Here is a 14594-nt window from a genome sequence, read left to right as displayed (position 1 = left end):
ACATCTTTATTGGCACAACGTCCGAGGCTTCAAGCACCGGCGTCTCGCTGCATCCTCAGGAAATATTCGTCTTCGCCCACGACGCGCAGGCCCATGCGTTCGTACAACGCCCTGGCCGGATTTTCCTTGAACACCGTCAGGCGCAGCGCCGGGCGACGCTCCAGGCCCACCAAGCCCCAAACCTGTCCGATCGCCCAAGTCCCGGCGCCCTGCCCACGAAACGCCTCGTCGATCTGCAGCTCCCGGATATACAACGCCCGGGCGTCACGACTGAGACTGACAAAGCCCAAAACCTGACCGGCACGACTGATTATCCAGTTCTGGCGAATGATCCAGGCCAAGTCGAACGCTTCGTCCTGCCAGAGCAAATCATGCTTGAGGTAATAAGCAAGCATGTTGTCGCAGGTCAGCTGCCGGGCGAAGTCAATGTCCCCTGCCGTTGCCGCACGCCACTCGAAGCTCATGGACACCTCATCCAAGCACTGCCACCGGCACGACTTGTCCTGCCCAGCCGTTGACTTCGCGGCGGGCGATCACCAACAGCTCGCCCGCGCCGGGCGCTGCCGCGAGCAGCGAACCGTCCGGCCCCCAGATGGCACTGCGACCAGCCGATTCCCAGCCTCCGGTGGCGCCGCCATGATTGGCCATCAGCACGGTCATGGCATGCTGCCGGGCATATCCTTGCAGCAATGCCGTATCGGACACGTAGCCAGCCTCGGTGATCAACACCCCCGCCGCATAGAGCGTAGCGCCCTGCCCAGCTGCCGCGGCAGAATGGCTGGCGTGGGAAAAATCGGCGCATACCGCCAGGGCGATGCAATCCTGCCCCATCGCCAGTATCGAGCCGCCATGCCCCGGGGCGAAGGTGACTTCTTCCCCCAGGGTGCAGATGCTGCTTGCTGTAGACGCCGAGGGAGCCGTCGGCACCGAGGACCAGCGCGCCGATCAACACCGGGGCGTCCGCCGACAGGCGAATCGGCATGCCCACCACCGCTGTCAGGCCGAGCTCGCGGGCCAAGTCGCGCAGCGGTTGCAATATGGCATTCTCTGGCAGGATGGCCAGATCCGCCGCCAGGCCGCCTTCGTAGCCGGTGAGTGACAGCTCAGGAAACACTAGCAACTGCACACCCTGTTCAGCAGCCACCTGCATGGAATGCTGGAGGTTGGCGCGAACATCCCCCGCGATGGAGATCGACTGGGCGGCGGCGAAGGCTGGAGCGGTCATGGATCATCCTTGGGAGGCGCTGCAAACCTGAAGTTTGTCATAAAGCCCAGCGGACTCAAGCCGGGACGAACAATTGCATGCCCTCGATAGAATTTTCTGATTGAACCGGCGCCCCGCCCTCTAGTAAGCTCAGGGCCATTCATCGGAGACAGACCATGTTCAACGCCCTCTCATCGCTTCAAACCGCCAGCGCCCCGCGCTCGGTTGCGGCTGCCTGGGCGAACAGTGTTCAAACTCCGGTCAGCTTTTATTTTGGGTATTGGTTTAGCCACTGGCGCGCCTGATACCCAACCGGCGCCCACTTTAAACGGGTCGCCTTCCAGAGTTTTCCAAACCCCCGGTCGGCCTCCCGACCGGGGGTTTTGTTTTTTCAGGCCCCACACATTTGCAACACCAGACAACTTGAGGATTGAGCCATGAACTACGCCACCTATTACCGTTACGACAGTTTTTCCGCCTGGCGATTTACCAGCCACCGCTCGGGACAGCCTGCCGCCTCCGATCGGTCACCTACCGGTGGCAAGCCTCAATTGCGGGCCAATCCGGCCAATTGTCGAACACCCCACTAGGACCGGCGCGCGGGAACGAACCCGCCGCCCGTCCAGGAAGCCAGATCATGAATTCGTCCGTCTCCGCTTTGCCGCTGTCCACGCTCAACCCTGCCAACGAAACCCTGACCCTGCGTCTGCCGAGCTCGTTGCAACTCAAGCACCAATTGCCGCTCAGCACCGCGTTGAGCCAGCAAGTCAGCGCCCATCGCCAGGCCATCCGCGCGATCCTCGACGGTGAGGACTCCCGCCTGCTGGTCATCGTCGGCCCCTGCTCGATCCACGACCCGAAGTCCGCCCTTGAATACGCCGCCAACCTGGCTCGCGTGGCCCATGAAGTGAGCGACAGCATGCTGCTGGTCATGCGCGCCTACGTGGAAAAGCCCCGCACGACCGTAGGCTGGAAAGGCCTGGCCTACGATCCTGGCCTGGATGGCAGCGATGACATGGCCGCGGGCCTGACCTTGTCCCGGGAACTGATGCGAGAGATGTTACAGCTTGGTTTACCTGTCGCCACCGAACTGCTGCAACCTATGGCCGCCAACTACTTCGATGACCTGCTCAGTTGGGTCGCCATCGGCGCACGCACCACCGAATCGCAGATCCATCGGGAAATGGCCAGTGGCCTGGGCATGCCCGTGGGGTTCAAGAACGGCACCGACGGCGGGGTCGGCATCGCCTGCGATGCCATGCGTTCTGCCGCCCATCCCCATCGGCATTTCGGCGTAGACAGCCAGGGGCATCCGGCGATCGTCCAGACGCCGGGCAACCCCGACACTCACCTGGTGCTGCGCGGTGGTCACCGCGGGCCGAACTACGACCAACAGAGCGTCACGCAGATACACCACGACCTGACCCGCCTCAAGATACCGGCCCGGATCATGGTGGACTGCAGCCACGCCAACAGTGGCAAAGACCCGTTGCGCCAACCGCAGGTGTTCAATGACGTGCTGGAACAACGCCTGCAAGGCAACCGCGCCCTGATCGGCATGATGCTCGAAAGCCATCTGTTCGAAGGCTGCCAACCGCTGGGCCCATCGATGCGCTACGGCGTCTCGGTCACCGACGGTTGCCTGGGCTGGGAATCCACCGAGCAGTTGTTGCGCCAGGCCCATGGGAAATGGCTGTCCACTTAAGACTTTCCTGGGTTATGTGGCGAGGGAGCCCCCGCAGCCTGCGATGAGGCTGCGCTGTCGCGCAGAACACATGCCGGTAAATCGGCAAATAATTTATCTTTAAAATCAATTAGATAAATTTTGTTCTACAAGAGTTTGCTTCCGCTTGAGTGCGAAGCGCTCACACAAAAGGGCTACTGCGCAGCCAGCGGGAGCAAGCTCCCTCGCCACGTTTTTTTCATCTACTCAACTCTGCGCCTTGGAACGCACCTGGACCGTGACCCAGTCGGATTGCTGGCTGACGTCATCCAGGCGCTCGACCTGATAAAACAGACGCACCGATCGGTCGCGCTGCTCCTGCCAATACGCCGCCGGCACGACGAAGCTGACCGGCTGACCGGTCGTGTCCTCGGTGAGTTCCCGCTCTTCGACATGGGCATAGTTGCCATTGCACTGGAACCAGACCAGCTCGCCCGCCTCAAGTCCAGCACCGTCAATGACGACCGTCAGCCCACCCTGGAGCTCATCGACATCCACCACCCCCTCCGCCACCCCCAGGATCCGAGGCGCCTTCAGCGCTGGGCGCACCAGAGGGCCGATGTGCAACGACAAGGGCTCGGCGCGGCGTACCGTATGTCCGTGGCGGACGACATAAGCCAAGCTCAGTCCGTGGCCGAAATGGGGCGCGATTTGCGAATGATCGATCCAGAACGATACCTCGCGACCGATGGCGTGGGCCTCTATCTCCAGCACATCGCGCCAGAGCGCCTTATCCTCCCGGCTGGCGATCAGGATCAGGCGGTCTCCTACGGCCATTCTGGGATAAGGCCGGATGGTCAAACGCGTGCCTTCTGGCACCCGGGCCGGATCAAGGCTGCCACCCACCGCATCGTCGGCAACGGCGGCCAGCAGTTGCAAGGGTGCATCACCAATTTGCAGTTGAAGGGGCTCCGAGTCCAGCGCGGCCGGCAATTGCTTGCCAGTCACTCGGTAGGAAATCTCCAGCGAGCCGCCATCCAGCTCGGCGATATGCCGCTCTCGTACGACGAAAACGACGTCTCGCCCAACCTGGCGCTCCGTCACGAACCGGCTTTCTTCATGCCAGTAGGGCTGGGCGTCTGAATTGAGCCCTAGCCAACACAGCGACACCTCATCCCCACACGCCATCAGCGGATAAGGCTTCACGGTGATGACCGCTTTCCTCCAGGCGGGGTTGATCACCCCGCCCTTGGCGGCAGGCAGAGAAGGCGCCAACAGCCTCGCTGGCGATCTGAGCTGGGGTGGTTGGGCGGATCGGTAAGTAGTCATGCGTGGTTCCAGTCCTTGGATGAAGGCTCCGCCACACGACGGCGCCCGACACAGCCATTAAAACCCGACCGCCTCGCCCCCCGCAGTCAGACAAGACAACGGCATCAGTGGTCCTTGGCGCTTGAAGCTGTAGCTGCAAGCCCACAAGGGCCATCGGAAGTATCCAGGCACCTTTGGCGCCGCCGGGCTTCTTGTCCGATTCTTCCCACTTTTTTTATTCCAGTTTCAGTAAGTCACTGCGGTTTCTTCCTACACCGCCCAACAAAAGCCTGCATTAGAGTGAGGTCGCAATCTCAACGTGAACCTCTTCGAAAAAGGTACGAACATGCAACGGAATGCAACCACTCAATTCCCCATCCTGCTGGTCCATGGGTTGTTCGGGTTTGACAGGATCGGCGGCTTCGAACTTTTCCATGGCATCAAACAGGCACTGCGCCTCGCCGGTGCCCGGGTGTTTATCCCCTACCTGTCGGCCACCCATTCCAATGAGGCCCGCGGCGAGCAGTTGCTGGCGCAGATGGACCTGATCCTGAGCGGTACCGACACCACCAAGGTCAACCTGATCGGCCACAGCCAGGGTGCGCTGGCCGCCCGCTATGCCGCCGCCCTGGCGCCCGGCCGGGTTGCCTCAGTGACATCGGTCAGCGGCCCCAACCATGGTTCCGAACTGGCCGACTTCCTGCACAAGGCCCTCACCCCGGGGCGGCTGCCGGGCCCCGTCGCCAGTAAAGTCGCCACGCTGTTCGCCGACTTCATCTCCTTGCTCGATGGCCAGCCTCAGCTCCCGCCAGCCGCCGTTGCCGCGCTGGCTGCGCTGACCACCGAAGGCGTCGGCGCGTTCAATGACAAATACCCCCAAGGCCTGCCAAGGCATTGGGGGGAAAGTGGCCCGAACAAGGTCAACGGTGTGCGCTACTACTCCTGGAGCGGCACGTTGCCAGATGCACAGGAAGAAGGACGCCCGGCCATGGACCCTGTGCACGCCTTCTGCCGCGCCTTTTCCGAATACTTCATTACCGAAGCCGGGCAGAACGATGGCATGGTCGGACGCTTCAGCTCGCACCTGGGCAAGGTCATTCGCTCCAACTATCCCCTGCACCACATGAGTACCCTCAACCCGGCGACCGACCCAGTACGCCGAGGTACCGACCCGACGGAGCTCTACCTGCGCCACGCCGAACGCCTGCGCAAAGCCGGCCTTTGATCGTCCGGTTCAAGGTTTTGACGCAATTTTGACAACAACCGGTCAATGAATCCGGTAGGCTCAACACCTTTAAAAATATCGAAAGGAATTTCCCCCATGGCCAAAGCCACTGCCCGCCACATCCTGGTTTCCACCGAAGACAAGTGCAACGAACTCAAGGCCCAGATCGAAGCCGGCGCCGATTTCGCCGAAGTTGCCAAGGCCAACTCCTCCTGCCCGTCCAGCCGTCAGGGCGGCGACCTGGGTTCGTTCGGCCCGGGCCAGATGGTCAAGGAATTCGACACCGTGGTATTCAGTGCCCCGATCAATGTGGTCCAGGGCCCGGTCAAGACCCAGTTCGGCTACCACCTGCTGGAAGTCACCAGCCGCCAGGACTGATCCCGATTTATCGACATGACGGCCCGCCCTTCGGTGGGCCGTTGTGTTTGGGTCACACGGGGCTGGCGATCCAGGCGCCGCTCGCGTACAACTCGTGTCATCGATCACCCGGCTTTAAGGCTGACAATGCGACTGGCGTTCCCTTCCCTGCTATTGACTGCCGTGGTCCTGCTGACAGGCGCCGTCGGAGTCGATGCAGCACCGCAACATGCCCTGACCGTCTATGGCGAACCGGCCAAATATGCCGAAGGTTTCGGCCACTTCGCCTACACCAATCCCCAGGCCCCCAAAGGCGGGACCATGCGCCGCTCGGCCATCGAGATCGGCCACTTCGACCATATCTTGCCCTATATCGACAAAGGCATCGGCGTCAGCCAGATCGACGGGCTGCTCTACTCGCCACTGGCCCAACGCTCGCTGGATGAGCCCTATACCGTCTATGGCCTGGTGGCGCAGAAAATGGAGCGGGCCGACGATGGCCTGTCGCTGCGCTTCTACCTGAACCCCAAGGCCCGCTTCGCCGATGGCAAGCCCATCACCGCCCAGGACGTGCGCTTCAGCTTCGAGCTGTTGATGACCCAAGGCAGCCTGCGCTATCGCACCCAGTTCGCGGCGGTCAAGGACGTCGTGATCGAGGACGAACGCACCGTGCGCTTCAACTTCAAGAACAACGAAAGCCGCACCCTGCCCCTGGACATCGCCACCTTACCGGTCTTTCCCGAACATTGGTGGAAGACCCGCGATTTCGCTAACGGCGGCGGCTACGAGCCCCCGCTGGGCAGTGGCCCCTACCGGGTAAGCAAAGTCGATTCCGGGCGCAGCATTACCTTCAAACGTAATGCCGATTGGTGGGGCAAGGATCTGCCGGTCAGTCGCGGCCTCTACAATTTCGACCATTTCAGCATCGAGTATTTTGGCGACACCGATGTGGCCCGCCAGGTGCTGCGCGGTGGCGCCTATGACTACAATCGCGAGTTCTCCGCCACCGGCTATGCCATCGGCTATGACAGCCCGGCCCTGCACGACGGTCGCCTGCAAAAGGCTCACCTGGCCACCCAGGCTCCCCAGACCGCCCAGGGTTTCGTCTTCAACCTGCAAAAACCGCAGTTCCAGGACCGTCGTGTGCGCCAGGCCCTGGCGATGCTCTGGGATTTCGAATGGAGCAATCGCCAGATGATGCGCAACGTCTATGTGCGTCAGCAGAGTTACTTTTCCAACACTGACCTCGCCGCTCGAGAACTGCCCGATGCCGGCGAACTGGCGATCCTCGAGCCGTTGCGCGGCAAGATTCCCGACGAAGTCTTCACCCAAGTCTTCCAGGCCCCGAAAACCGACGGCAGTGGCGTGATCCGCGACAAACAACTGCAAGCCCTCGCCTTGTTGGAACAGGCCGGCTGGAAACCCGACGGCGACCGCCTGGTGAATGCCGAGGGCGAGCCGCTGAGCTTCACCTTCCTGAACAGCCAGAACGGTATCGACCGCCTGCTGCTGCCCTACAAACGTACCCTGGCGCAAATCGGCATCGACATGAGCATTCGCCGCATCGACGCCTCCCAGTACGTCAATCGCCTGATGAGTCGCGACTACGACATGATCATCACCGGCTACCCCGTCAGCACCTCGCCGGGCATGGAACTCTACAATTACTTCGGTTCAGCGGCCGCCAATGATCCAGGGGCCAACAACTACATGGCCTTGAAGGACCCGGCGGTGGACGCGCTGATCGACGGCTTGGTCAAGGCCAGCACCCAAGCCGACATGCTGCGCCATGCCCACGCCCTGGACCGGGTGCTGCAATGGAATTACTACTGGATTCCCAACTATTACCCGCCGGGCAGCTCGACCGTGTGGTGGAACCGCTTCGGCATCCCGAAAGTACAGGCCAGCAATGACGAAGCCATCGAGAGCTGGTGGGAAGTGAGCAGCACACCGTTGACCAACGAGCAGATGCGCGCCGAACTCATCAAGCGCGGCACACCCGGAGGGCGGCATTGATGTGGGCCTATATTGCGCGGCGCCTGCTGCTGATCATCCCCACGCTGGTGATTATCCTGCTGGTGAACTTCGTCATCGTGCAGGCCGCACCCGGCGGGCCGGTGGAACAAGCCATCGCCCACCTGCAAGGCATCGGCGGCGCCAGCGTCGGCGGTTCAGGCAATACCATGACCAACAGCTCCCGCGCCAGTCGCGGCCTGGATCCGCAACTGATCAAGGACATCGAGAAACAATACGGCTTCGATAAACCGGCCCATGAACGTCTGTGGCTGATGCTCAGCAGCTATGCCCGCCTCGACTTCGGCAAGAGTTTCTTCCGCGGCGCGACGGTTACCGACCTGATCCTGGAAAAGATGCCAGTGACCATTTCCCTTGGGCTCTGGGCAACATTGATCACCTATCTGGTGTCGATCCCCCTGGGCATCCGCAAGGCGGTGCATCACGGCTCGGCATTCGATGTGTGGAGCAGCACGGCGATCATCATTGGCTATGCGATGCCGGCGTTCCTCTTCGCGATGTTCCTGATCGTGGTGTTCGCCGGCGGCACTTCGCTGAACTGGTTTCCGGTGCGCGGGCTGGTGTCGGATAACTTCGAGTCGCTGTCGACACTGGGCAAGATCGCCGACTACTTCTGGCACTTGGTGCTGCCGGTCACGTCGCTGGTGATCGGCGGCTTCGCCACCCTGACGATCCTGACCAAGAACTCGTTCCTCAATGAAATCACCCGCCAGTACGTGGTCACCGCGCGAGCCAAGGGCATGAGCGAACGCCGGGTGCTGTACGGCCACGTGTTCCGCAACGCGATGCTGCTGGTGGTATCGGGTATTCCCCAGGCGTTCATCAGCGTGTTCTTCGCCGGCTCGCTGCTGATCGAGGTGATTTTTTCCCTCGACGGCCTGGGACGCATGAGCTACGAGGCCGCAGTCTCCCGGGATTATCCGGTGGTGTTCGGCTCGTTGTTCATCTTTACGCTGTTCGGCCTGCTGATCAAACTCGTCGGCGACCTCTGCTACACCCTGGTGGACCCGCGCATCGACTTCGCCGCGAGGAACGCCTGATGTTCAAGTTTTCCCCCTTGGGCCGTCGGCGCTTCGAGCGTTTCAAGAAAAACCGTCGGGGCTGGTGGTCGCTGTGGCTGTTCATCGGCTTGTTCATCCTGACGTTGGGCGGTGAACTGATCGCCAATGACAAACCGCTGGTGGTGAGCTACCAGGGCTCGCTGTATTTCCCGGTGTTCAAACGCCATACCGAGCAGGAATTTGGTGGGCAGTTGCCGTTCCAGGCCGACTACCGCAGCAGCTACGTGCAGAACCTGATCCACAAGGACGGCGGCTGGCTGTGGTTCCCACCGATCCCGTTCAGCGACGATACACCCAATTACGACCTCAATCAGCCGGCCCCGAGCCCACCCTCGACCGTGAACTGGCTGGGCACCGATGACCAATCCCGGGACGTGCTGGCCCGGGTGATCTTCGGTGCGCGAGTGTCGATCCTGTTCGCCCTGGCACTGACCGCCATCAGCACGCTGATCGGTATCGCCGCCGGTGCGTTGCAGGGCTATTACGGTGGTTGGGTGGATTTGCTCGGGCAACGCTTGCTGGAAGTCTGGTCCGGGCTTCCGGTGCTCTACTTGCTGATCATCTTGTCCGGCTTCGTGGAGCCGAACTTCTGGTGGCTGCTGGGGATCATGGCGCTGTTTTCCTGGCTGGCCCTGGTGGACGTGGTCCGTGCCGAGTTCCTGCGCGGGCGCAACCTGGAATACGTCAAGGCGGCCAGGGCCCTGGGGCTCAGTGATCGCAAGGTGATCATGCGGCATATCCTGCCCAACGCGATGAACGCCACCCTGAGTTACTTGCCCTTCATCCTCACCGGGGCGATCTCGACCCTCACCGCCCTGGATTTCCTCGGCTTCGGCATGCCGGCCGGCAGCGCGTCGCTGGGGGAACTGATCGCCCAAGGCAAGCAAAACCTGCAAGCGCCGTGGCTGGGGCTGACGGCATTTTTCACCCTGGCCCTGATTCTTTCCCTGCTGGTGTTTATCGGCGAGGCGTTGCGAGACGCGTTCGACCCACGCTCTTGAAAACAGCCATGAAGCGAAACCTTGAGATGAGCGACAACCTGATCGAAATCCGTAACCTGAGCGTGGCCTTCAACGACCAGACGGTGGTGCGCAACCTGTGCCTGGACATCCGCCCCGGCGAGTGCCTGGCGCTGGTGGGCGAGTCCGGCTCCGGCAAGTCAGTGACGGCCCACTCGATCCTGCAATTGCTGCCCGAGACAGAAGCCCGCACCACCGGCAGCATTCGCTACCACGGCCAGGAACTGCTGGGGGCCGATCCCACGACCCTGCGGGAGTTGCGCGGCAATCGCATCGCGATGATCTTCCAGGAGCCAATGACTTCGCTGAACCCGCTGCACAGCGTCGAAAAGCAGATCGGCGAAACGCTGATGCTGCACAAGGGCCTGGGGGGCAAAGCCGCGCGCCAGCGGATTCTGGAACTGCTGACCCTGGTTGGCATTCAAAACCCTGTCGAGCGACTCAAGGCCTATCCGCATCAACTGTCCGGCGGTCAGCGACAGCGGGTCATCATCGCCATGGCCCTGGCCTGCGAGCCGGAACTGTTGATCGCCGACGAACCGACCACCGCGCTGGACGTGACCGTGCAGCGCAAGATCCTGCTGCTGCTCAAGTCCTTGCAGCAACGGCTCGGCATGTCCTTGCTGCTGATCAGTCACGACCTCAATCTGGTGCGCAGCATTGCCCAACGGGTGTGTGTGATGAAGGCCGGGGAAATCGTCGAGCAGGCGCCGTGCGAAACCCTGTTCAGCGCACCAAAACATCCCTACAGCTGTGAGCTGCTGCACGCCGAACCGGAAGGCGAGGCCCTGCCCCGGGACGACCGCGAGGAAGTGTTGCAAGTGCAAGACCTGCGCGTGAGTTTTCCCCTGGGCGGTGGGCTGTTCCGGCGCAAGGAATACCTGCACGCCGTAGACGGTATCAGCCTGAGCATCCAGCGCGGCAAGACCCTGGGCATCGTCGGCGAATCCGGCTCCGGCAAGTCCACCCTCGGCCAGGCGATCCTGCGCCTGATCGAGTCCGAAGGCAGCATTCGTTTCCAGGGCCAGGCCCTCGATCACCTGTCGCAAAAAGCCCTGCGGCCGTGGCGCAAGCAGATGCAGGTGGTGTTCCAGGACCCGTTCGGCAGCCTCAGCCCACGGATGTCGGTGCAGCAGATCATCAGCGAGGGCCTGGAGGTCCACCAGCCTTCCAGCCCCGAACAATGTGAAGCCCGAGTGATCCAGGCCCTCAAGGAGGTCGGACTTGACCCTTCGACCCGTCATCGCTACCCCCACGAGTTCTCCGGCGGCCAGCGCCAGCGCATCGCCATTGCCCGGGCCCTGGTGCTCAAGCCAGCGTTGATTTTGCTGGACGAACCCACCTCGGCATTGGATCGCACCGTGCAGAAACAAGTCGTCGCCCTGCTCCGTCAGCTCCAGCAGAAGTACGACTTGACCTACCTGTTCATCAGCCACGACCTGGCGGTGGTCCGCGCCCTGGCCCACGACATGATCGTGATCAAGGACGGCAAGGTGGTCGAGCAAGGCGCCAGTCATGACGTGTTCGACTCACCCCAGCATCCCTATACCAAGGAGTTGTTGGCGGCGGCGCATCCGGGGTAATCCTGTCAGCTTGCAGGATTGCGTGCCGTGACGATCCACGCCGCGCCGTCCATCATCACCGACCGCTCACCAGGGAGGCCCGCGAAGGCGGCACGAACCGCGGCCCAGGCGCAGGTGCGGATGTCGTCGGACTGATCAGCTAACACAAGCGACAGCGGGCCGCCCTCGAACGCCATCTTCACCGCGTCGTCGATCGCCGCGTCCCGCGTCCCACCCTCGCCGAACGGGATGGCAGCATCGAAGGGCGTGAGAGCGATATCGGTGAAGCCGGCTGCCGTCAGGACGCGTGTCACCCGCCCACGGTCGCCGAACGAGAACGGACCGGGTGCTTCGGGACCGGGCGGCGCGGGTAGCGGGACGATGTCCTTGATCGCGCCCATCGGCAGGCGTAGCCAATCGTTCTCGGCCACGCCGCGCCAGCAGACGAAAGCGACTCGCCCGCCGGGCCGGAGCGCGCGTCGCATATGGGTGAAGGCCCCTGTGGGATCGTCGAAGAACATGACTCCGAAGCGCGAGAACAGGATGTCGAACGCACCCTCGGGCAGCTCGGTGCTGCTGGCGTCGGCTACCCGGAACTGGGCCGGCGTATCCTGTGGCGCCAGTGCGCGCGCTCGGCCGATCAACGGTTCGGATATGTCCACGCCCAGCACATGGCCGCCCGCACCGACGCGGCCAGCCAGTTCCAGACTCGACGCGCCCGCGCCGCAGCCGACGTCCAGCACGCGTTCGCCCATGGCGGGCGCGGCGGCTTCGATCGCGGCCTGGCCGAATACCGCAAACATGGCGTCGAGCCGGGCCTGGTTGGCGGCCCAGTACTCACCGCTTTGGCCATTCCAGTCGGCGACTTGATGGGCATTTTGCTCTGTCATGACATCTCCTCGTCTTGAGTCGTTCTTCAGGCCACGCAAAAGCCGGGGACGGCGACCTTCTGGAACAGGTGCGGGCTGGCTACAACGGATGACGGATATGCAGGAAGTTTCGCGAGGAACGCGGGATCAGTGAAGGCGGCGCGGACCGCCTCGGTGGATTCCCACACCACATAGTTCAGGTAAGTCGGGCTATCGCCGATCGCTCGATGCAGTTGCATGGAAATGAAGCCCGGTTGCTTCGTTATGACTTCGGCAGCTGCCTTGAAAGCATCCAGGAAGCCCGCTTCATCGGCGGGATCGACGACCATGAAGAGGTTGATAAGCACGAGAGGAGCGGCCGCGATACCGAGTTGGCGGTCAAATGGAAATTTCTCGTCTAGAGGTTTGAATGGTTTTATGGCGGGCATGGCGGCGCTCCTGTCTATTGTGCAATTGAAACTGGGGAGATCGATGCTGCTTGCCCTCAAACCAGCATCGACTGCTGAGCGGAGATGCCCGCCGTCGCGCCTTGCCATGATGCCGTGGTGACCGAGGGCATTGCGGGGTTGGCGAGGTCGCCGGCAGCGTAGATGCCGGGCACGCTGGTTTCGCGGCGCTCGTCGACCTTGAGGACGATGCCCTGGGGCGTTTCGACCGTGGCGAGACCCAGCGATTCATGCAGGCGTGCGGACGGCTTGTTGCGCGGATGCGCGAACAGGATGTCGACCGCGACAGAGGGGCCGACGTCGAGCCTGACGGTGGCGTTATGGGTCTCGTCATGGTCGATTTCGGTGATCCGGCCATCGACGACAGGGATGCCACGGCGCGCCAGATCGGCCCGGATGTCGGGTGAAATGTCGTGACCATTGGCGAAGACCGTCAACGTGTCAGTCCAATCGTGGTACAGCCTGACGTAGTTATGCGACATTGGGCCGGACCAGACAAGGCCCCAGTGCCGGCCGGCAACTTCAAAGCCGTCGCAATAAGGGCAAGGCACGATGGAGGAGCCCCAGCCTTCGGCAAAGCCGGGAACTTCAGGCATCTGGTCGGCAACGCCATAGCTCAGGATCAGGCGGCGCGCCCTGAGGGTTTCGCCCTCGCTCGTGAGGACGGAGAAATCATCGATGGCGCCGGAGACGCTCTCGGCCCGGGCATTGACCAGTTGGATCGTGGGATAGCGTGCCAACTGCTGCCGCGCCTCGACCAGGATCTCCAGCGGTGGCTTGTGGTCGTGGCCGAGCACGCCATGGGAGTGGTCGGCGAAGCGATTGCGCGGCAGGCCGGTGTCGAGAACGATGACCTTGCGGCGGGCACGGCCGAGCTGCAAGGCGGCGGCGAGGCCGGCAAAACTACCGCCGATGATGATGACGTCATTCATGGTGATGGGCTCCGCGCTGTGGATGAAGGGAGATTGGCTTGCAACTTTAAGATACTTTGAAGTACCGTAATTCAAGAATTAGAATACTGTCAAGTACTGGAATTTTTTATGACCGAAAACAACCAGACCCGGCGCGGCCGTCCTGCCAACGAGGCGCTTGGCCAAACTATAGTCGACGCTGCGGGCGAACTTTTTGTGGAGTTGGGTTTTCAAGCGACGACCATGGACAAGGTCGCCCAGCGGGCGAAGATCTCCAAGCTCAGCATCTATCGGCACTTCGAGAACAAGGAGGCGCTGTTCAGTGCGGCCATCGCGGCCCACTGCCATCAATTTGCACCGCAGGCCCTTATTGAAGGCGTCGGCGGTTCGGCGGCAGATCAGCTCATGGCGGTGGGAACATCCCTGCTGCGCACGTTGTTGAGCCCCGACGTGCGCAGTGTCGAAGCCATGATCATGGCCGACAAGACGAATCAAAAATCGTTAAGCAAGCGCCATTACGAAGCCGGCCCCGCCTATGTCATCGCCCAGATCGAGGCCCTGTTGCGTCAGTTGCACGCGAAGGCGGTGCTGAACGTGCCCGATCCTCTGGGGTCCGCCCGCTTGTTTGCCGCGCTTTTCAAAGGATCCGATCTCCTGATGATCGCGCGCTTCGATGAGGCCAGAGCAGAGGACGACAACGAAATCGAATCCTATTGCCGGTCGGCCGTTGCCATGTTCATCGCCGCGCACGGTGGTAACGACCACGCGGGCGGATAAGTATTTGATTGCTCCGGGCGGCTTGGCCGGGGCCGTCCATTTGGAGAGCTTCTAACCGTACAAGTTAGCTAGAAAGCAACAGCGGCGCTTCGATCCTGGAATTTCCCCCGGCATAATGCGGCTCTTGGCACCCGTCCATGGCTGCCGGCAAATCCCTC

The 14594-nt window shown here is 62.0% G+C and carries 13 protein-coding genes and 1 pseudogene; 8 read left to right on the top strand and 6 right to left on the bottom strand.

Going from position 1 to position 14594, the window contains the following annotated elements; all coding sequences use genetic code 11:
- Positions 1 to 29 precede the first annotated feature (29 nt).
- Together BLT00_RS01200 and BLT00_RS01195 are read right to left on the bottom strand one after the other, a co-directional pair.
- Positions 30 to 464, bottom strand: a complete 435-nt coding sequence (locus BLT00_RS01200) for a GNAT family N-acetyltransferase (RefSeq protein ID WP_092145659.1) — start codon at positions 462 to 464, stop codon at positions 30 to 32.
- A 7-nt stretch (positions 465 to 471) separates the two neighbouring features.
- Positions 472 to 1225: pseudogene (locus BLT00_RS01195) on the bottom strand (carbon-nitrogen hydrolase family protein).
- A gap of 616 nt (positions 1226 to 1841) precedes the next feature.
- Between BLT00_RS01195 and BLT00_RS01190 the strand changes: the two are divergent.
- Positions 1842 to 2909, top strand: coding sequence for a 3-deoxy-7-phosphoheptulonate synthase (locus BLT00_RS01190; RefSeq protein ID WP_092145657.1), 1068 nt, complete (start codon positions 1842 to 1844; stop codon positions 2907 to 2909).
- A 225-nt stretch (positions 2910 to 3134) separates the two neighbouring features.
- On the opposite strand, the gene BLT00_RS01185 is transcribed toward BLT00_RS01190, so the two are convergent.
- Positions 3135 to 4196 (bottom strand): hypothetical protein, encoded by a 1062-nt coding sequence (locus BLT00_RS01185; protein WP_256572734.1) that lies wholly within the window; start codon positions 4194 to 4196, stop codon positions 3135 to 3137.
- Positions 4197 to 4521: 325 nt separating this feature from the next.
- Here BLT00_RS01185 and BLT00_RS01180 point away from each other — a divergent pair, with 325 nt between their 5' ends.
- From BLT00_RS01180 to BLT00_RS01155, 6 genes are all read left to right on the top strand, one after another.
- A complete protein-coding gene (locus BLT00_RS01180) occupies positions 4522 to 5400 on the top strand; it encodes an esterase/lipase family protein (RefSeq protein WP_092145655.1) in 879 nt (292 codons plus the stop codon).
- A gap of 96 nt (positions 5401 to 5496) precedes the next feature.
- Entirely contained in the window at positions 5497 to 5778 is a 282-nt protein-coding gene (locus BLT00_RS01175) for a peptidylprolyl isomerase (RefSeq protein WP_003200262.1), read from the top strand.
- A 126-nt stretch (positions 5779 to 5904) separates the two neighbouring features.
- On the top strand, positions 5905 to 7773 hold the full coding sequence (locus tag BLT00_RS01170; RefSeq protein ID WP_092145653.1) for an extracellular solute-binding protein: 1869 nt from the start codon (positions 5905 to 5907) through the stop codon (positions 7771 to 7773).
- Positions 7773 to 8831: a microcin C ABC transporter permease YejB gene (locus BLT00_RS01165; RefSeq protein WP_092145651.1), complete on the top strand. Its 1059-nt coding sequence runs from the start codon at positions 7773 to 7775 to the stop codon at positions 8829 to 8831. The genes BLT00_RS01170 and BLT00_RS01165 overlap by 1 nt, the downstream gene beginning before the upstream one ends.
- On the top strand, positions 8831 to 9853 hold the full coding sequence (locus tag BLT00_RS01160; RefSeq protein ID WP_063321976.1) for an ABC transporter permease: 1023 nt from the start codon (positions 8831 to 8833) through the stop codon (positions 9851 to 9853). Before BLT00_RS01165 ends, BLT00_RS01160 begins: the two co-directional genes overlap by 1 nt.
- A gap of 26 nt (positions 9854 to 9879) precedes the next feature.
- Positions 9880 to 11454: an ABC transporter ATP-binding protein gene (locus tag BLT00_RS01155; RefSeq protein ID WP_092145717.1), complete on the top strand. Its 1575-nt coding sequence runs from the start codon at positions 9880 to 9882 to the stop codon at positions 11452 to 11454.
- 5 nt (positions 11455 to 11459) lie between these two features.
- On the opposite strand, the gene BLT00_RS01150 is transcribed toward BLT00_RS01155, so the two are convergent.
- Genes BLT00_RS01150 through BLT00_RS01140 form a run of 3 tightly spaced genes read right to left on the bottom strand, consistent with a single transcriptional unit; the run spans position 11460 to position 13680 of the window.
- On the bottom strand, positions 11460 to 12323 hold the full coding sequence (locus BLT00_RS01150) for a class I SAM-dependent methyltransferase (RefSeq protein WP_092145649.1): 864 nt from the start codon (positions 12321 to 12323) through the stop codon (positions 11460 to 11462).
- A gap of 26 nt (positions 12324 to 12349) precedes the next feature.
- On the bottom strand, positions 12350 to 12730 hold the full coding sequence (locus BLT00_RS01145) for an antibiotic biosynthesis monooxygenase family protein (protein WP_092145647.1): 381 nt from the start codon (positions 12728 to 12730) through the stop codon (positions 12350 to 12352).
- 56 nt (positions 12731 to 12786) lie between these two features.
- Positions 12787 to 13680: an NAD(P)/FAD-dependent oxidoreductase gene (locus BLT00_RS01140; protein WP_092145645.1), complete on the bottom strand. Its 894-nt coding sequence runs from the start codon at positions 13678 to 13680 to the stop codon at positions 12787 to 12789.
- A gap of 108 nt (positions 13681 to 13788) precedes the next feature.
- On the opposite strand from BLT00_RS01140, the gene BLT00_RS01135 reads away from it, so the two are divergent.
- Complete coding sequence (locus tag BLT00_RS01135; RefSeq protein ID WP_092145643.1) at positions 13789 to 14436, top strand: TetR/AcrR family transcriptional regulator; 648 nt, start codon at positions 13789 to 13791, stop codon at positions 14434 to 14436.
- Positions 14437 to 14594 lie beyond the last annotated feature (158 nt).

Source organism: Pseudomonas sp. NFACC51 (assembly GCF_900103575.1).
Classification (GTDB): Bacteria; Pseudomonadota; Gammaproteobacteria; order Pseudomonadales; family Pseudomonadaceae; genus Aquipseudomonas; species Aquipseudomonas fluorescens_Q.
The sequence above is the reverse complement of the archived record's forward strand: the minus strand, read 5'-3'. Positions and strand labels throughout refer to the sequence as shown.

Coding starts and splice junctions, on each gene's coding strand:
- BLT00_RS01200 (WP_092145659.1), bottom strand. CDS start 464: ATGAGCTTCGAGTGGCGTGCGGCAACGGCAGGGGACATTGACTTCGCC.
- BLT00_RS01190 (WP_092145657.1), top strand. CDS start 1,842: ATGAATTCGTCCGTCTCCGCTTTGCCGCTGTCCACGCTCAACCCTGCC.
- BLT00_RS01185 (WP_256572734.1), bottom strand. CDS start 4,196: ATGACTACTTACCGATCCGCCCAACCACCCCAGCTCAGATCGCCAGCG.
- BLT00_RS01180 (WP_092145655.1), top strand. CDS start 4,522: ATGCAACGGAATGCAACCACTCAATTCCCCATCCTGCTGGTCCATGGG.
- BLT00_RS01175 (WP_003200262.1), top strand. CDS start 5,497: ATGGCCAAAGCCACTGCCCGCCACATCCTGGTTTCCACCGAAGACAAG.
- BLT00_RS01170 (WP_092145653.1), top strand. CDS start 5,905: ATGCGACTGGCGTTCCCTTCCCTGCTATTGACTGCCGTGGTCCTGCTG.
- BLT00_RS01165 (WP_092145651.1), top strand. CDS start 7,773: ATGTGGGCCTATATTGCGCGGCGCCTGCTGCTGATCATCCCCACGCTG.
- BLT00_RS01160 (WP_063321976.1), top strand. CDS start 8,831: ATGTTCAAGTTTTCCCCCTTGGGCCGTCGGCGCTTCGAGCGTTTCAAG.
- BLT00_RS01155 (WP_092145717.1), top strand. CDS start 9,880: ATGAGCGACAACCTGATCGAAATCCGTAACCTGAGCGTGGCCTTCAAC.
- BLT00_RS01150 (WP_092145649.1), bottom strand. CDS start 12,323: ATGACAGAGCAAAATGCCCATCAAGTCGCCGACTGGAATGGCCAAAGC.
- BLT00_RS01145 (WP_092145647.1), bottom strand. CDS start 12,730: ATGCCCGCCATAAAACCATTCAAACCTCTAGACGAGAAATTTCCATTT.
- BLT00_RS01140 (WP_092145645.1), bottom strand. CDS start 13,680: ATGAATGACGTCATCATCATCGGCGGTAGTTTTGCCGGCCTCGCCGCC.
- BLT00_RS01135 (WP_092145643.1), top strand. CDS start 13,789: ATGACCGAAAACAACCAGACCCGGCGCGGCCGTCCTGCCAACGAGGCG.